At 70.1% G+C, this 16,705-nt stretch carries 15 protein-coding genes; 13 read left to right on the top strand and 2 right to left on the bottom strand.

All coding sequences use genetic code 11. The annotated features are described in order from the left end of the window. Nucleotides 1-8 precede the first annotated feature (8 nt). From HQ308_RS03080 to ligA, 8 genes are all read left to right on the top strand, one after another. A complete protein-coding gene (locus HQ308_RS03080; RefSeq protein WP_222645386.1) occupies nucleotides 9-809 on the top strand; it encodes an electron transfer flavoprotein subunit beta/FixA family protein in 801 nt (266 codons plus the stop codon). A gap of 50 nt (nucleotides 810-859) precedes the next feature. Continuing rightward, nucleotides 860-1,816: an electron transfer flavoprotein subunit alpha/FixB family protein gene (locus HQ308_RS03075; protein WP_027507028.1), complete on the top strand. Its 957-nt coding sequence runs from the start codon at nucleotides 860-862 to the stop codon at nucleotides 1,814-1,816. Nucleotides 1,817-1,940: 124 nt separating this feature from the next. Next, the gene (locus HQ308_RS03070) at nucleotides 1,941-2,780 is read left to right on the top strand and encodes a GNAT family N-acetyltransferase (protein ID WP_056445480.1); all 840 of its coding nucleotides are present in this window, start codon (nucleotides 1,941-1,943) and stop codon (nucleotides 2,778-2,780) included. Next, nucleotides 2,777-3,688: a lysophospholipid acyltransferase family protein gene (locus HQ308_RS03065; RefSeq protein WP_222645385.1), complete on the top strand. Its 912-nt coding sequence runs from the start codon at nucleotides 2,777-2,779 to the stop codon at nucleotides 3,686-3,688. Before HQ308_RS03070 ends, HQ308_RS03065 begins: the two co-directional genes overlap by 4 nt. Nucleotides 3,689-3,758: 70 nt before the next feature. Beyond that, nucleotides 3,759-4,967, top strand: coding sequence for a cysteine desulfurase family protein (locus HQ308_RS03060; protein WP_222645384.1), 1,209 nt, complete (start codon nucleotides 3,759-3,761; stop codon nucleotides 4,965-4,967). A 30-nt stretch (nucleotides 4,968-4,997) separates the two neighbouring features. Continuing rightward, the gene (gene mnmA, locus HQ308_RS03055) at nucleotides 4,998-6,107 is read left to right on the top strand and encodes a tRNA 2-thiouridine(34) synthase MnmA (RefSeq protein ID WP_222645383.1); all 1,110 of its coding nucleotides are present in this window, start codon (nucleotides 4,998-5,000) and stop codon (nucleotides 6,105-6,107) included. After that, entirely contained in the window at nucleotides 6,104-7,129 is a 1,026-nt protein-coding gene (locus HQ308_RS03050; RefSeq protein ID WP_222645382.1) for a methionine synthase, read from the top strand. Before mnmA ends, HQ308_RS03050 begins: the two co-directional genes overlap by 4 nt. 62 nt (nucleotides 7,130-7,191) lie before the next feature. After that, nucleotides 7,192-9,342 carry an NAD-dependent DNA ligase LigA gene (gene ligA, locus HQ308_RS03045; protein WP_222645453.1) on the top strand — a complete coding sequence of 717 codons (2,151 nt, stop codon included), beginning with the start codon at nucleotides 7,192-7,194 and terminating at the stop codon, nucleotides 9,340-9,342. Here the strand turns inward: ligA and HQ308_RS03040 are convergent. Continuing rightward, nucleotides 9,286-9,936, bottom strand: a complete 651-nt coding sequence (locus HQ308_RS03040) for an amino acid-binding protein (RefSeq protein ID WP_027507022.1) — start codon at nucleotides 9,934-9,936, stop codon at nucleotides 9,286-9,288. The two genes, ligA and HQ308_RS03040, sit on opposite strands and share 57 nt — an antisense overlap. A 173-nt stretch (nucleotides 9,937-10,109) precedes the next feature. Here HQ308_RS03040 and gatC point away from each other — a divergent pair, with 173 nt between their 5' ends. From gatC to gatB, 4 genes are all read left to right on the top strand, one after another. After that, nucleotides 10,110-10,406 carry an Asp-tRNA(Asn)/Glu-tRNA(Gln) amidotransferase subunit GatC gene (gene gatC, locus HQ308_RS03035; RefSeq protein WP_027507021.1) on the top strand — a complete coding sequence of 99 codons (297 nt, stop codon included), beginning with the start codon at nucleotides 10,110-10,112 and terminating at the stop codon, nucleotides 10,404-10,406. After that, the gene (gene gatA / locus HQ308_RS03030; protein WP_037187049.1) at nucleotides 10,406-11,902 is read left to right on the top strand and encodes an Asp-tRNA(Asn)/Glu-tRNA(Gln) amidotransferase subunit GatA; all 1,497 of its coding nucleotides are present in this window, start codon (nucleotides 10,406-10,408) and stop codon (nucleotides 11,900-11,902) included. The genes gatC and gatA overlap by 1 nt, the downstream gene beginning before the upstream one ends. Nucleotides 11,903-11,999: 97 nt before the next feature. Then, nucleotides 12,000-13,031 carry an ATP-dependent 6-phosphofructokinase gene (locus tag HQ308_RS03025; protein WP_027507019.1) on the top strand — a complete coding sequence of 344 codons (1,032 nt, stop codon included), beginning with the start codon at nucleotides 12,000-12,002 and terminating at the stop codon, nucleotides 13,029-13,031. Nucleotides 13,032-13,075: 44 nt separating this feature from the next. Further along, nucleotides 13,076-14,593, top strand: a complete 1,518-nt coding sequence (gene gatB, locus HQ308_RS03020; RefSeq protein ID WP_222645381.1) for an Asp-tRNA(Asn)/Glu-tRNA(Gln) amidotransferase subunit GatB — start codon at nucleotides 13,076-13,078, stop codon at nucleotides 14,591-14,593. Nucleotides 14,594-14,613: 20 nt separating this feature from the next. On the opposite strand, the gene HQ308_RS03015 is transcribed toward gatB, so the two are convergent. Continuing rightward, nucleotides 14,614-15,756 (bottom strand): PQQ-dependent sugar dehydrogenase, encoded by a 1,143-nt coding sequence (locus HQ308_RS03015; protein WP_027507017.1) that lies wholly within the window; start codon nucleotides 15,754-15,756, stop codon nucleotides 14,614-14,616. Nucleotides 15,757-15,814: 58 nt separating this feature from the next. On the opposite strand from HQ308_RS03015, the gene HQ308_RS03010 reads away from it, so the two are divergent. After that, a complete protein-coding gene (locus tag HQ308_RS03010; RefSeq protein WP_197027855.1) occupies nucleotides 15,815-16,648 on the top strand; it encodes a DoxX family protein in 834 nt (277 codons plus the stop codon). Nucleotides 16,649-16,705 lie beyond the last annotated feature (57 nt).

Here is a 16,705-nt window from a genome sequence, read left to right as displayed (position 1 = left end):
GAAGACCCATGACGAACATCGTCGTACTGATCAAGCAGGTTCCCGACACGTGGTCCGAGCGCAAGCTCTCGGACGGCGACTACACGCTCGACCGCGACGCGGCCGATGCCGTGCTCGACGAGATCAACGAGCGCGCCGTGGAGGAGGCACTCCTGATCAAGGAGCGCGACGGCGGCGAGGTCAAGGTTCTCTCGGCAGGACCCGACCGCGCGACCGAGGCCATCCGCAAGGCCCTCTCCATGGGCGCGGACAGTGCTGTGCACGTCAACGATCCGGCCATGCACGGTTCCGACGCCATCCAGACCGCGTGGGCTCTCGCTGCCGCACTCGGCCAGGTGGAGTTCGAGAACGGTGAGGCCGCAGATCTGGTCATCGCCGGCAACGAGGCGACCGACGGCCGCATCGGCGCGGTCCCCGCCATCATCGCCGAGTACCTCGGCATCCCGCAGCTGACCCAGATGCGCAAGCTGGTCGTCGCCGACGGCAAGGTCAGCGGCGAGCGCGAGACCGACGAGGGCATCTTCGGCCTCGAGGCGGATCTCCCCGCGATCGTCAGCGTCACCGAGAAGATCAACGAGCCGCGCTTCCCGTCCTTCAAGGGCATCATGGCCGCCAAGAAGAAGAGGGTGCAGGTCCTCACCCTCGCCGACATCGGCGTCGATCCGGAGACCGTGGGCGTCGCGAACGCCGGCACCACCGTCACCACGGTGACCCCGAAGCCGCCGAAGACCGCTGGTGAGCGCGTGAACGACGAGGGCGACGGCGGAACCAAGGTCGCCGAGTACCTCGTCGCGCAGAAGATCATCTAGATCCCCGTCACCAGCACACATTCGTCTCACTGCAGTACAGGAGAAACACCATGGCAGAGGTACTCGTACTCGTCGAGCACGCAGACGGGGCACTGAAGAAGGTCACCAGCGAGCTCATCACGGCCGCCCGCGTTCTGGGTGAGCCGTCCGCGGTGGTCACGGGAGCGCCGGGCACCACCGACGCGATCGCCGCCGCACTCACCGAGGCCGGCGCCGCGAAGATCTATGTCGCGGAGTCCGCCGACGTCGACGGCTTCCTCGTCACGCCCAAGGTCGACGTGCTGTCGTCCCTGGCCGAGTCGGTCTCGCCCGCCGCGATCCTCACGTCCGGTGGCATCGAGGGCAAGGAGGTGGCGGGTCGTCTCGCCGCTCGCCTCGGTGCCGGACTGCACCAGGACGTCGTGGCGATCAACGCCGACAAGTCCGCCACGTACTCCATCTTCGGTGGCGCGTTCACCGTCGAGGCGAAGACCAACGGCGACGTCCCGGTCATCTCGCTCCGCCCGGGTGCCATCGACGCCGAGCCGCAGGCCGGTGCCGGTGAGCGTGTCGACGTCGAGGTTCCCGCGCAGGAGGAGGCCGTCGTCAAGGTCACCTCGCGTGAGCCCGTCGCCGGCGGCGACCGCCCCGAGCTCACCGAGGCGTCGGTCGTCGTCTCCGGTGGTCGCGGTGTCGGCAGCGCGGACAAGTTCTCCGTCGTCGAGGACCTGGCCGACTCGCTCGGTGCGGCCGTCGGCGCGTCGCGTGCAGCCGTCGACTCGGGCTACTACCCGGGCCAGTTCCAGGTGGGTCAGACGGGCAAGACCGTCTCGCCCCAGCTGTACGTCGCGCTCGGCATCTCCGGTGCGATCCAGCACCGCGCCGGCATGCAGACGTCCAAGACGATCGTCGCCGTCAACAAGGACGAGGAAGCACCGATCTTCGAGATCGCGGACTTCGGCGTCGTGGGCGACCTCTTCGACGTCACGCCTCAGCTCGCCGAGGCAGTGAAGAAGCGCAAGGGCTGATCCCCTCAGCAGTACCCGAGAGCCCCGCTACCGTTCGTCGGTAGCGGGGCTTTCGTCGTTCGTGCACCTTCCGGTCACGTCGTGTTGTGAGTGCCGTCGAGTGGGCTCGATAGATCTATGTGCCATGACATCAGATGTGTGCGACTCGGCACCGACCGTCATCACCCCGTCCTCGGCCGACGAGCACGTGCTCGTCTCCGACAAGCACCACTCACTCGTTCTCGGATCCACCCCGGAACACGTGCTCGCGGCGCAGCGGTTGCGCGCCACCGTGTTCGGCTCGGAAGCGGGGTACGAGTCGACCACCTTCGACGGCGGCCTCGACGCCGACCGCTTCGACGACCACTGCGATCACCTGCTCGTCGTCGACAACCGCACCGGCGATCGTGTCGGCTGCTACCGCATGCTCACCCCGGACGGTGCGGAGCGCGCCGGCGGGTACTACACGGCGACGGAGTTCGACATCAGCGAACTGCGTGCACACGAGTTGCGGACGGTCGAGATGGGTCGTGCGTGCGTCCTGGAGGGCCATCGATCCGGCTCGGTGCTGGCGCTGATGTGGTCCGGGATCCTCCGGTACATCGACCTCGGTGGCTACGACCGGGTGATGGGCTGTGTGTCGGTCCCCATGGCACTCGGCGACGGGGAGCCGGACGGCGCGCACGTCAAGGGCGTGTACGACCTCGTCGAGAAGCGGCACCGCTCCGAGGTCCGCGCGTACCCCCGCACCCCCGTGCGCGTCGACGGTGTCGCCCTCGCCGACATGACGGCGCCCGCCCGCACCTCGGTGCCGGCCCTGATGCGCGGCTATCTGCGCATGGGCGCCTCGATCTGCGGGGAGCCGGCCCACGATCCCGATTTCGGCGTCGCGGACTTCGTCACCCTCCTGCACATGAAGGACGCCAACGTCCGCTATCTCGACCGGCTCCGCTCGGCCGCGGCGACCGCGGAGTCGCACGCGTGACGACACACGCCTGGATGCCCGCCAGCCCGTGCGGGACGGGGTGCCATCCGGCGGTCTCGGCGACCGTGGGCACCGCACGCGTGGTGGTGCGCTGCGTCCTGGTGGCGGTGCTGCTCGCCGTGGTCCCGCTCCTGCTGGCGGGCCGGGTGTTGCCGGCGGGCGGTCGACGCGCCGCCGCACGTGCCGGAGCCAGGGGACTCCTCGGCGCGCTCGGTGTCCGGGTGACTCTGGACGGCGACCGCACGGCCGAGCCCACCGGCGTCGGAACGCTCGTCGTCGCCAATCACGTGTCCTGGACGGACGTCCTGGTGCTGGCAGCCTGTCTCCCGTGCCGCTTCGTCGCCCGCGCGGACCTCGTGGACTGGCCCGTCCTGGGTCTGCTCGCACGCATCGTGCGGGTCGTCCCCATCGCCCGTGAGCGACTCCGCTCCCTGCCCGGCACCGTCGACGAGGTGACCGAGGCCTTGCGATCGGGAGCCACGGTGGTCGTCTTCCCCGAGGGCACCACCTGGTGCGGAACCGCCTACGGATCGTTCCGTCCCGCCCTGTTCCAGGCGGCCATCGACGCCGGTGCGGTGGTGCGGCCGATCGCGGTCACTTACCGCGACGTCGACCACCGTCCGACGACGGCCACCGCCTTCGTGGGCGACGAGACCATCGGCGAGTCGATGTCGAGGATCCTGCGGCTGAAGGGCGTCCGTGCCGCCGTGCGGGTGTGCGAGGACATCGCGCCCATCGACGATCGTCGACTGCTGGCGCGCAGCGCGGAGTTGGCCGTGCGCCGACACCAGGACGAGACGGCAGTTCCGCCCCTGCGCGTCACCCGCACGCGACTGCCGCGCCGGGATCGGCTCGCCCAGCCGGTCCGCCCCGGTGAGTACGCCGGAACCGTCGTGCGGGCGAGCTGACGCACGGCAGTTCGGGCGTGCTCGCGCGGGGGAGAGGCGGGGTCCGCGACCGGTTATCCTGGACCACGTCATGCCACAGCCCCCACGTGTGCCCGGAACGCCGGTGTACCTCGATCATGCCGCGACCACTCCGATGGTCCCCGCGGCGATCGAGGCGATGACGGAGATCCATCGGACCGTGGGAAACGCGTCGTCCCTGCACGGATCGGGGCGCACGGCCCGCCGCCGCATCGAGGAGTCGCGGGAGTCCATCGCCGCGGCGCTGGGCGCTCGTCCGTCCGAGGTCATCTTCACCTCCGGCGGCACCGAGAGCGACAATCTGGCGGTCAAGGGTATCTTCTGGGCACGCCGAACGCGTGATCCTCGTCGCGTCCGCGTGATCACCAGCTCGGTCGAGCATCACGCCGTGCTCGATGCCGTGGAGTGGCTCGAACGTCACGAGGGCGCCGCGGTGTCCTGGTTGCCGGTCGAGGCCGACGGCCGCGTCCTCCCGTCGACGCTGCGCCGAGAACTCGAGCTGCACGCCGACGAGGTCGCCGTCGTGTCGATCATGTGGGCGAACAACGAGGTGGGCACCATCATGGCGATCCGCGAACTCGCTGCCATCGCGGCCGAGTTCGACGTGCCCATGCACAGCGACGCGGTCCAGGTGGCCGGTGTCCGTGAGCTCGACTTCGCGTCCAGTGGTCTCTCCGCGCTGTCCATCGCGGCACACAAGTTCGGCGGACCCCAGGGCGTCGGCGCGCTGCTGCTCGGACGCTCGGTGCCCTGCGAATCACTGCTGCACGGAGGCGGTCAGGAACGCGACGTCCGGTCCGGGACGCCCGACACGGCAGGTGCCGTGGGCATGGCGGCCGCCCTCGAAATCGCCGTCGCCGGACGGGCCGACACCGAGGCGCGGCTCGTGGCGTTGCGCGAGCGTGTCATCGAGGGTGTCCTCGACGCGGTGCCCGGCGCGTCGGTCAACGGTGCCCGCGGCGCGGACAGACTCCCCGGCAACGTGCACGTCACGTTCCCCGGATGCGAGGGCGATTCACTGTTGATGTTGCTCGACGCCTCCGGTGTCGAGTGTTCGACGGGATCCGCGTGCACGGCGGGTGTCGCGCGGGCGAGTCATGTGCTGCTGGCGATGGGCGTCGATGCGGCCGATGCCCGCGGATCACTGCGGTTCTCCTTGGGCCACACCAGCACCGACGCCGATGTCGACGCACTGCTCGAGGTCCTGCCGCGCGTCGTCGAACGTGCGCGGGCCGCCGGCATGGCGTCCAGTTCGAGATGACGAGAACGTCGAGACGAGAAGAGTGGTGACATGAGAGTTCTGGCAGCGATGAGCGGCGGCGTCGATTCCGCCGTGGCGGCGGCGCGTGCCGTCGATGCCGGCCACGAGGTGGTCGGGGTGCACCTGGCGCTGTCCACCGCTCCCGGCGCTCTGCGCACCGGGTCGCGCGGGTGCTGCTCCAAGGAGGACGCCGGGGACGCGCGCCGCGCCGCGGACGTGCTCGGGATCCCGTTCTACGTCTGGGATTTCGCGGATCGGTTCAAGGAGGACGTGATCGACGACTTCGTCGCGTCCTACGCCGCAGGCGAGACCCCGAACCCGTGCCTGCGCTGCAACGAGAAGATCAAGTTCGCGGCGCTCGCCGATCGGGCCGAGGCGCTCGGTTTCGACGCGGTCGCCACCGGCCACTACGCCCGGCTCGAGGACGGCGTGCTGCGTCGTGCGGTCGATGCCGACAAGGACCAGTCGTACGTGCTGGGCGTCCTCACCGCGCGCCAGCTGTCCCGTGCCCTGTTCCCGATCGGGGACACCCCGAAGGCGGAGGTGCGTGACGAGGCCGCCCGCCGCGGTCTCGCCGTCGCGGACAAGCCCGACAGTCACGACATCTGCTTCATCCCGTCCGGCGACACCCGGGCGTTCCTCGGCGCCCGTATCGGCGTGCGCCCCGGATCGGTGGTCGACGCGGACTCCGGCGCGGTGCTCGCCGAGCACGACGGTGTGCACGGGTTCACCGTCGGCCAGCGCAAGGGCCTGGGCGTCGAGGGACCGGCCGCCGACGGCAAGCCGCGGTACGTCACCTCCATCGAGCCCGAGACCGGGACCGTTCGGGTCGGCTCGGCGAGCCGCCTCGACGTGTACGGCATCGATGCGAGCACACCCGTCTGGACGTCCGGCACGGCGCCCGAGGGCGACGTGGACTGCGTCGTCCAGGTCCGGGCACACGGCGGACTCGCGGACGCCGTCGCTCGTGTCGTCGGCGACACCCTGCGCATCGGTCTGCGGTCCCCGCTCACCGGAGTCGCACGTGGTCAGGCAGCCGTGCTGTACCGCCCCGACCCGGCAGGCGACATCGTGGTCGGCAGCGGCACCATCGCGGGAACCTCCGCCGAGTCGCCACTCACCGCGTCCGCTTGCCCGTGACGGATCCTGCTGCCGCTCTGGCAGGCGTGGCGACGGGCGTCGGCTCGTGGCCGGGAACGGACATCGCGAACGCCGTCACGACGGTGATCGGCGAGCTCCCCGACCTGCCGCACGTCGTGGAACTCCCGGCGCGAGGTCTCGGCGCCGACATGATCGGACGCACCGGCGTGCTGCTGGTCGACATCGAGATCGATGCGGCCACCAGCGGATACCGCGTGAGCCGACGGCCGAGTACGACGAGCCGCCGGGCCCGCGACTTCCTGACGGAGGACCTCGACGTTCTCGAGGAGCAGTGGGAACTGGCCGGGCTGCGCGGATCCGGCCGCGCCGTCAAGGTGCAGGCCGCGGGCCCGCTGACGATGGCCGCGGACATCGAGCTGGCGTTCGGTCACCGCGCCTTGACCGACCGCGGTGCGGTGCGCGACATCGCCGGGTCGTTGGCCGAGGGAGTGGCCGCGCACGCCGACGAGGTCGCGAGGCGGCTCGGCGCCGAGGTGGTCGTCCAGTTCGACGAACCTCGCATCGCGGCCGTGCTGGCCGGTCGCCTGCAGGGCGTGACGAGCCTCGAGCAGATCGCCGCGGTGCCGGCGCCGGAGGTGGCCGACCTGCTGGGCTCGGTGGTGCAGCGGGTGAACCGACCCGTGATCGTGCACACGTGCTCCGCCGACGTCCCGTTCGAGGTCTTCGGACGCAGCGGGGTGCACGGCGTCTCGTTCGATCTGTCCCTGCTGCCCACGTCGCGGTACGACGCGGTCGGCGATTACCTGGAGAGCGGCGGTGTCGCCGTCCTGGGGGTGGTGCCGGGAACCGACCCGGATAAGTACCCGGCGTGGCGCGAGAGTGCGGCGCCCGCAGTGGAACTGATGGATCGGTTGGGCTTCCCGAGGCGGTACCTCGCCGAGCGCGTCGCCGTCTCACCCACGTGTGGGTTGTCCGGCGCGAGCCTGCCGTGGGCCCGGCACGCTCTGACGGTGCTGCGCGACGTCCGCGCTGCTTTCACCGAGGATCCCGACGCGCTGTGACACCGGCCTTCGTCACCGGGAACGGTGTCGGAGCGCTCCGATAGTCTGCGATCGTGGACGAGATCGAGACACCGCCGGACCTGGTCCCGGCCTCACCCGAGCAGAAGCAGGAGTGGGACGCGCTGGCCGAGGAGGTCCGCGGTCACCAGTTCCGGTACTACGTGCGGGACGCGCCGATCATCTCGGACGGGCAGTTCGACGAGTTGCTGAAGCGCCTGCAGGCGATGGAGGAGGAGCATCCGGATCTCCGGACGCCCGACTCGCCGACGCAGCTCGTCGGTGGCGGCTTCGAGACGGACTTCACGGCTGTCGACCACCTCGAGCGAATGTTGTCCCTGGACAACGTGTTCGACGCGGACGAGCTGCGTGCCTGGGCGCGCAGGGTCGAGGTGGAGGCGGGGGAGAACCTGCACTACCTCTGCGAGGTCAAGATCGACGGTGTCGCGCTCAATCTGGTGTACGAGAACGGCCGACTGGTGCGCGCCGCCACCCGCGGTGACGGACGCACCGGGGAGGACGTGACGCTCAACGCGCGCACCATCGACGACATCCCCGAGGTGCTCACCCCGTCGGACGAGTTCCCGGTCCCGACGCTGCTCGAGGTGCGGGGCGAGGTGTTCTTCCGGCTCGAGGACTTCCAGGCGCTCAACGCCTCTCTCGTCGAGCAGGGCAAGCCGCCGTTCGCCAACCCGCGCAACTCCGCCGCGGGGTCGCTGCGGCAGAAGAACCCCGCGGTCACCTCGCGGCGGCGGCTCGGCATGATCTGTCACGGGTTCGGCCGGATGGAGGGCTTCGCCCCCGCCGCCCAGTCCGTCGCGTACGACGCGCTCGCCGCCTGGGGTCTGCCGGTCTCGACTCACACCGCACTGGTGCAGGGCGTCGACGCGGTGGTCGAACGCATGGAGTACTGGGGCGAGAATCGGCACTCGGTCGAGCACGAGATCGACGGCCTCGTGGTGAAGGTCGACGAGATGGCGTTGCACCGCCGACTCGGATCCACGTCACGCGCACCCCGCTGGGCCATCGCCTTCAAGTATCCGCCGGAGGAGGCCACCACGACGTTGCTCGACATCCGGGTCAACGTCGGTCGCACCGGGCGAGTGACGCCGTTCGCGTTCATGGAGCCGGTGCTCGTGGCGGGGTCGACGGTGTCCCTCGCGACGTTGCACAACGCGTCCGAGGTCGTGCGCAAGGGCGTGCTGATCGGAGACACCGTGGTCATCCGCAAGGCGGGCGAGGTGATCCCGGAGGTGCTCGGTCCGGTGGTCGACGCGCGCACCGGGGACGAGCGGGAGTTCGTCATGCCGACGCACTGCCCCGAGTGCGGAACCGAGCTCGCACCGGCCAAGGAGGGCGACGCCGACATCCGCTGTCCCAATTCGCGTTCGTGCCCGGCGCAGTTGCGGGAACGGGTCTTCCACGTCGCGGGCCGTGGCGCGTTCGACATCGAGGTGCTGGGGTACGAGGCCGCGACGGCGCTGTTGTCCGCACACGTGATCGAGGACGAGGGCGATCTGTTCGATCTCACCGAGGACCAGCTCACCCGGACGGATCTCTTCCGTACCAAGGCGGGAGCGCTGTCCGCGAACGGTCGGCGATTGCTGGACAACCTGGGGCGAGCCAAGGATCAGCCCCTGTGGCGGGTGCTCGTCGGATTGTCGATCCGCCATGTCGGGCCGACCGCCGCCCGCGCCCTCGCCGCCCGCTTCGGGTCACTCGACGCCATTCGGGCGGCGACGGAGGAGGAACTGGCCGCCGCCGACGGGGTGGGCCCCACCATCGCCCGCGCAGTCGTCGAGTGGTTCGACGTCGGCTGGCACCGTGCCATCGTGGAGAAGTGGTCGGCGGCGGGCGTGCGCATGGAGGACGAACGCGACGAGAGTATCGAGCGCACGCTCGACGGTCTGTCGATCGTCGTCACCGGATCGCTCGCCACGTTCACGCGTGACGACGCGAAGGAGGCGATCCTGGCCCGCGGCGGCAAGGCGGCCTCGTCGGTGTCGAAGAAGACGGCGTTCGTGGTCGTCGGCGACGCGCCCGGATCGAAGCACGACAAGGCGCTCGAACTCGGTGTTCCGGTGCTCGACGAGGACGGGTTCCGCACGCTGCTCGGCGAGGGGCCCGACGCGGCCCGCGCGCTGGTCGCCGGGGCGGACTCAGCCGAGGACGGTGGCGACGATGCCGGCCAGGTAGCCGAGCCGGGCGATCTCTGACGGTCGGAAGTCCGGTCCGCCGGGTCGTCCGAGCACCAGCACGGTGCCCGACGATCCGAGTGGCGCCGCGGCCAGTGTGGTGTCCATGTCCTTCCACGACTGCGGAACCCATGCTCCGGTCGGGTCGAGGACTGCCGGCTTCTCGAGGGGCATCCACGGCATGTCGTCGGCCCGCGACTCGGGCGCCCCGGAGCTGCCGACGATGACGGCCGGACCGTGATCCGACATGCCCACCACGGTGCTCCATCCGACGCGCAAGACCCGCGGCGCACCGTCCACGAGCACCTGCAGACGGTCGTCGTGCGCCGTGGCCACCTGATCGATGAGCTCGAGCTCGCGGTGTGTGTCCAGGATGCCGGCGTAGGGACGGATGGAGTCCACGCGGACGTCGGTGAGCTTCTCGGCCGCGGTGATGAGTGTGTCGGGGAGGGCGCCCGGCGCGACGTCCACCACCAGATCGTCCACCGCGAATCCGGCTCCGCGTTCGATGACGTCGAGCGACAGGATGTCGGCCCCCACCGAACCCAGGGCGACGGCGAGCGACCCGAGACTGCCCGGACGGTCGGGCAACTGGACCCGCAGGAGATACGACACGCCGACATCCTCGCACTCGACGCCGTCTCCATCGAGTCGCACGCGGCCCACGAGAAGGTGGAGGACGGCCGGGATCGCCGTCCCTCGCCGCGACGCGAGGCCGTGACGGTGGGGTGGTCGCCACGAACTAGGCTGCTCGGCATGCGTTACGAATCGAAGGGGGCCTGACGGACGTGTCTGCCATATCCCGCGACGAGGTCGCCCACCTCGCACGACTGTCCCGGCTCGCGCTCGAGGAGCACGAACTCGATGCGTTCGCCGGTCAGCTCGACGCCATTCTGGGCCACGTGAAGGCGGTGTCGGAGGTCGACGTCTCGGACGTCGACGCCACCGCGAGTCCGCTCGCTGTGACCAACGTCACTCGGCCTGACGTCATCGTCCCGGGTCTCGGCCCGGACAGTGCCCTCGCCGAGGCGCCCGCGTCCGAACAGAGCCGCTTCGCGGTGCCGCGCATCCTGGGAGAAGAGTGATGACCGCCGCCGAGCAGACCGATCTGATCCGGTCCACCGCGTCCGACCTGGCCGCGAAGATCCGCACCCGCGAGGTCTCCGCCGTGGAGGTCACTCGCGCCCACCTCGATCGCATCGCCGAGGTCGACGGAACGCTGCACGCCTTCCTGCACGTCGCGGGGGACGAGGCGATCGCCGCCGCCCAGCGCGTCGACGACGCGTTGGACGCGGGTGAGACGCCCGCGTCGGAGTTGGCCGGCGTCCCGTTGGCGCTGAAGGACGTGTTCACCACCACGGACATGCCCACCACCGCCGGCTCGAAGATCCTCGAGGGATGGGTATCGCCGTACGACGCCACGGTCACCGCGAGGCTGCGTGCCGCGGGAATCCCGTTGCTGGGCAAGACCAACATGGACGAGTTCGCGATGGGGTCGTCCACCGAGAACAGCGCGTACGGACCCACCCTGAACCCGTGGGACACCACTCGGGTGCCGGGTGGATCGGGCGGCGGTTCGGCCGCGGCGCTCGCCTCGTTCCAGGCACCGTTGGCCATCGGTACCGACACCGGTGGCTCGATCCGGCAACCGGCCGCCGTCACCGGAACCGTCGGGTGCAAGCCGACGTACGGCGGCGTCTCCCGGTACGGGCTCATCGCCTGCGCCTCCTCCCTGGATCAGGGCGGTCCCTGCGGGCGGACGGTGCTCGACACCGCGTTGCTGCACCAGGTCATCGCCGGACACGACCCCCGCGACTCGACGTCGGTCGACGCGGCGGTGCCGGACGTCGTCGCGGCGGCGCGCCGCGGCGCGGGTGGAGATCTGACGGGCGTGCGCGTCGGCGTCGTCAAGGAACTGCACTCGGACGCCTATCAGCCGGGGGTCATCTCCTCCTTCGACGCCGCCGTCGAGGTGCTCACCTCGCTGGGCGCCGAGGTGGTGGAGGTGTCGTGCCCCAACTTCGATCACGCCCTCGCCGCGTACTACCTCATCCTCCCGTCGGAGGTGTCGTCCAACCTCGCCCGCTTCGACGCGATGCGCTACGGACTGCGGGTCGGTGACGACGGAACGCACAGTGCCGATCAGGTCATGGCGATGTCGCGTGCCGCCGGGTTCGGCCCGGAGGTCAAGCGCCGCATCATGATCGGGACGTACGCGCTGTCGGCAGGCTACTACGACGCGTACTACGGCCAGGCTCTGAAGATCCGGACGCTCATCGCCCGGGACTTCGATCGTGCCTACGAGAAGGTGGACGTCCTGGTGTCGCCCACCACCCCGTCGACGGCGTTCGCGCTGGGCGAGAAAGTCGACGACCCCATTGCCATGTACCTGTACGACCTCTGCACCCTGCCGACCAACCTGGCCGGTCACCCGGCCATGTCGGTGCCGTCCGGTCTCGCGGACGGTCTCCCGGTCGGGCTGCAGATCATGGCTCCGGCGATGGCGGACGATCGCCTCTACCGGGTCGGTGCGGCGTACGAAGCCGCACGGGGAGAGTTTCCCCAGCCGTCCGCGATCTGATCCGACCGTGCCTCCGCGCGCCGGAGGTAGCAAGATGGTGACGAGCATCGTGCGCGGCGACCCCGCGTCGACACCCGCGAACGAGAGGCACCGACCCATGCGTATCGGAGTACTGACCGGCGGCGGCGACTGCCCGGGACTCAACGCGGTCATCAGGGCCGTCGTACGCACGGCGGACGCCCGCTACGGGTCGTCGGTGGTCGGATTCCTCGACGGCTGGCGCGGCCTGCTCGAGGACCGTCGTATCCAACTGCGCAACGACGATCGCAACGATCGACTGCTCACCAAGGGCGGCACCATCCTGGGGACCGCACGCGTCAATCCCGAGAAGCTGCGGGCGGGGCTCGACCAGATCAAGCAGACGATGGACGACAACGGCATCGACGTGCTCATCCCCATCGGCGGCGAGGGCACGTTGACCGCCGGACACTGGCTGTCGCAGGAGGGCGTGCCGGTCATCGGGGTTCCCAAGACCATCGACAACGACATCGACTGCACCGACGTCACGTTCGGTTTCGACACGGCACTCACCATCGCCACCGACGCGATCGATCGGCTGCACAGCACCGCCGAGTCCCACCAGCGCGTCATGCTCGTCGAGGTGATGGGACGGCACGCCGGCTGGATCGCGCTGCACTCCGGCCTCGCGTCCGGTGCGCACATGACACTGATCCCCGAGCAGCCCTTCGACGTCCAGGAGGTGTGCGATCTGGTGAAGAAGCGGTTCCAGCGCGGGGACTCCCACTTCATCTGCGTCGTCGCCGAGGGAGCGACGCCCAAGGAGGGGTCGATGGAGATTCGCGACGGAGGAATCGACGAGTTCGGCCACGTCCGGTTCACCGGTGTCGCACAGCAATTGGGCGTCGAGATCGAACGCCGCATCAACAAGGAGGTCCGCACCACGGTGTTGGGCCACGTGCAGCGCGGCGGCAAGCCCACTCCGTACGACCGCGTCCTCGCCACCCGTTTCGGCGTCAACGCCGTCGACGCCGTGCACGCGGGGGAGAAGGGCAAGATGGTCTCCCTCCAGGGCGCCGAGATCGGCCTGGTGGACCTCGAGGAGGCCGTCCGCCAGCTCAAGCGGGTTCCCGAGAGTCGCTACCTGGACGCGGCCGCCTTCTTCGGCTGACACCGAGGGGGTTCGGCCCACCGGTCCGCAGTAAACTCGGCACCATGACTGCTGCCACCTCATCGCACTCGACGAGCCTGATGGACTACGACGAGGTGATCTCCCGGTACGACCCTGTGCTGGGCATGGAGGTGCACATCGAGCTCGGTACCGCCACCAAGATGTTCTGTGGGTGCCCCACCGAGTTCGGTGCCGAGCCCAACACCCAGGTGTGCCCGGTGTGCCTCGGCCTGCCGGGTGCGCTGCCGGTGGTCAACGCGGCTGCCGTCGAGTCCGCCATCCGGATCGGCCTCGCGCTGAACTGCTCCATCACGCCGTGGGGTCGGTTCGCGCGGAAGAACTACTTCTACCCGGACCAGCCGAAGAACTACCAGATCTCGCAGTACGACGAGCCGATCGCCACCGAGGGTTACCTCGACGTGGTGCTCGACGACGGGTCCACGTGGCGGGTCGACATCGAGCGCGCCCACATGGAGGAGGACACCGGCAAGTCGTTGCACGTCGGCGGCGCCACCGGTCGTATCGACGGAGCGAGTCACTCACTGCTGGACTACAACCGGGCCGGTGTACCTCTCGTCGAGATCGTCACCAAGACCATCGAGGGCGCCGGGGACCGCGCGCCCGAGGTGGCCCGCGCCTACGTCACCGCGCTGCGGGAACTGATCCGCGAGCTCGGCGTGTCCGACGTGCGGATGGACCAGGGCTCGCTCCGGTGCGATGCCAACGTCTCGCTGATGGAGAAGGGCGCCACCGAGTTCGGCACCCGGACCGAGACCAAGAACGTCAACTCCCTCAAGAGCGTCGAGGTCGCCGTCCGCTACGAGATGCGCCGTCAGGCAGCAGTTCTCGCGGACGGCGGCGAGATCGTGCAGGAGACGCGGCACTTCCAGGAGGCCGACGGCAGCACGGCGCCCGGTCGCAAGAAAGAGACCGCGGAGGACTACCGCTACTTCCCGGAGCCCGATCTCGAGCCGGTCGCCCCGGACGCCGCCTGGGTCGAGGAACTGCGCGCCACCATTCCCGAGGCGCCGTGGATCACCCGCTCTCGCATCCAGAAGGAGTGGGGCTGGTCCGATCTCGTCATGCGCGACGTCGTCAACGCCGATGCGCTCGGCCTCATCACCGCGACCGTCGACGCCGGTGCGACACCCGACGCCGCCCGCAGCTGGTGGGTGGCGTACCTGTCGCAGCAGGCCAACACCCGCGGCGTCGAACTCGCGGACCTGGCGATCACCCCGGCCCAGGTGGCCCGCGTCGCCGCGCTGGTCGCCGACCGCACACTCACCAACGCCAACGCCCGCAAGGTGGTCGACGGTGTCCTCGATGGTGAGGGTGACCCCGACGCCGTCGTCGAGGCACGCGGACTCGCTGTCGTGCAAGACGATTCGGCGCTCGAGACGGCTGTGTCCGAGGCGCTCGCGGCCAACCCCTCCGTCGCGGAGAAGATCCGCGGCGGCAAGGTGCAGGCCGCCGGGGCCATCGTCGGTGCCGTCATGAAAGCGACCAAGGGCCAGGCCGACCCCGCGCGAGTCAAGGAACTCGTCATCGCCGCCTGCAGCTAGAACGACCTCCGGCCTTCCCGCTAGTCGCTCCCGCCGCCGCCGGCCGGCACCGGCACGATGACCACTCGGTCGTCCGTCGGCACCGGCTGGCCGCCGTCCTTGTTCACGGTGGTCACCCACACCTGGCCCTGAGCGCCGAGCGACGCACCACGCAGGCGGCCGTACCGGTCCTGTGCGGTGAGGGTCGGCGGCGTCGTCACCGCGTTGGTGTCCGGGTCCACGGGAACCAGTGCCAGCGCACGGGCACCGGACATCGACACGGCCACCGAGCCGGGTGCGGCCGCGCATCCGCCGACGCCCGGCTTGTCCGGCCACGTCCACACGGGACTGACGACGGCACCCTCGGGCGTGATGCGGGACAGCCGGTCCTCGGTGGCCGTCGCATCGGTCACCCAGGTGCTGCCCGTGGCGTCGATGCAGACGTCGCCGGCGCGGCCGATGCCGCTCATGACGACGCGGGGAGCCGAGGTGGAGTCGACACGCGGGTCGGTGACGGCCAGAACCTTGCCTGCAAGCGACGCCGGGTTCGCCGCAGCGGCGGGATCGCCCCCGTCGCCGGTGATCACCCGGAGTTCGTCGGGTGACGAGAAATCGAGGGCACCCGAGCTGGTGGTCCCGCGGGGGATGCCGGCGAGCACGGTCTTCGGGACGTCTCCCGCCGCGATGCGCACCACGCGGTTGTCGGTCGCCGTCGTGATGTACGCGTAGAGGAGGCGGTCCTCGTCGTAGGTGGGGGACAGCGTGATGTCGAGCAGTCCGCCGTCGCCGTCGCCGTCCACCGGGACGGTCACGACGGGTCGGGGCGCCTGGCCCGGAGCCACCTGGAAGATGGTGCCGGTGCGACGCTCGCCGACCAGGGCCGATGCCCCGCCGGGAAGGACGACGAGGCCGGACAGGGTGTCGAGACAGGTCGCGACCACGTTGGGATCCGGATCCACGCAGGGGCCGGTGGCCGGCGACGGCGCGGGCGGCGTGCTGGAACCCGGCGCTCCCGGCTCCACCGGTTCGATGTCGGCAGCGCCGAACGTGGGTTCGGGTGAGAACTCCGTCGAGGCGGAGTCGTCGAAGCGTGCGCATCCCGCGGAGGCCGTGACGATCGCCATCACCGCCGCGCCGAGCACGAACGATCGCCGGGCCGCGCGCCGAGTCCCACCCACTGTCATGAGATCCCACGGTACGGGTCGCGCCTGCGCCGGGAACGGGCCCGCCGCATCTACGCTGATGCACGTGAGTGAGAAGTCCGATGACACAGGCCGTTCCCCGTCCGGTTACGAGCCGGCGGCGAGTCCCTACGACCAGCCGACCGAGCGGATAGGCGGGGGCAGCGGAGCACAGCTCCCGCGCACCGACGACGAACTCGACGCCGACCGGTCGCGTACCGCGCATCCCACCGAGAAGCTCACCGGCTACCCCGGTGACACGACGACGGCGAGTCGCACCGAACCGGCCTACGACGACAGCGCGACGCGCGCGATCCCGGTGGCAGGAACCGACCGCACGGCGACCCCGGCCGAGGTGCGGCCCGAGGTGGTCCCGGAGCGTCGCGGCACGCTCGATCTCGGACTGCTGATCCTGCGCGTGAGCGTCGGCGCGATCGTGCTTGTGCACGGTCTGCAGAAGCTCACGGGATGGTTCGACGGTCCCGGGCTCTCGGGCTTCCAGGAGATCGTCGCCGGGTCCGGCTACGACCAGGCACGTCTGCTGTCCATTCTCGGTGCGGTCGGCGAGGTCGCCGGCGGTGCGCTGCTGATCCTCGGCCTGGCCACGCCTCTCGCGGGTGCCGCAGTCCTCGCCGTCATGATCAACGCCTGGCTCGTGCGTCAGGTCGGCGAGCCGGGGTTGCAGTTCTTCGCCCCTGCAGGTGTCGAGTACGAGACGCTGCTGGTGCTGGCGTCGGCGTCCATCATCCTCACGGGCCCCGGACGGATCGCCGTGGACGGCGGACGTGGATGGGCGCGCCGCCCCTTCATCGGGTCGTTCCTCGCGTTGGCCATCGGCATCGGCGGTGCTGCAGCGCTGTGGATCTTCCTGAACGGCGCCGACCCCTTCGCCTGATCCGTGCGTCACCGTCCACAACTCGGCCGGATCGACGGGATTCCGTCGATCCGGCCG

Origin of the sequence: Rhodococcus sp. BP-241 (assembly GCF_019836145.1) — a bacterium.
In the GTDB taxonomy this organism is placed as follows: domain Bacteria; phylum Actinomycetota; class Actinomycetes; order Mycobacteriales; family Mycobacteriaceae; genus Rhodococcoides.
The sequence above is the reverse complement of the archived record's forward strand: the minus strand, read 5'-3'. Positions and strand labels throughout refer to the sequence as shown.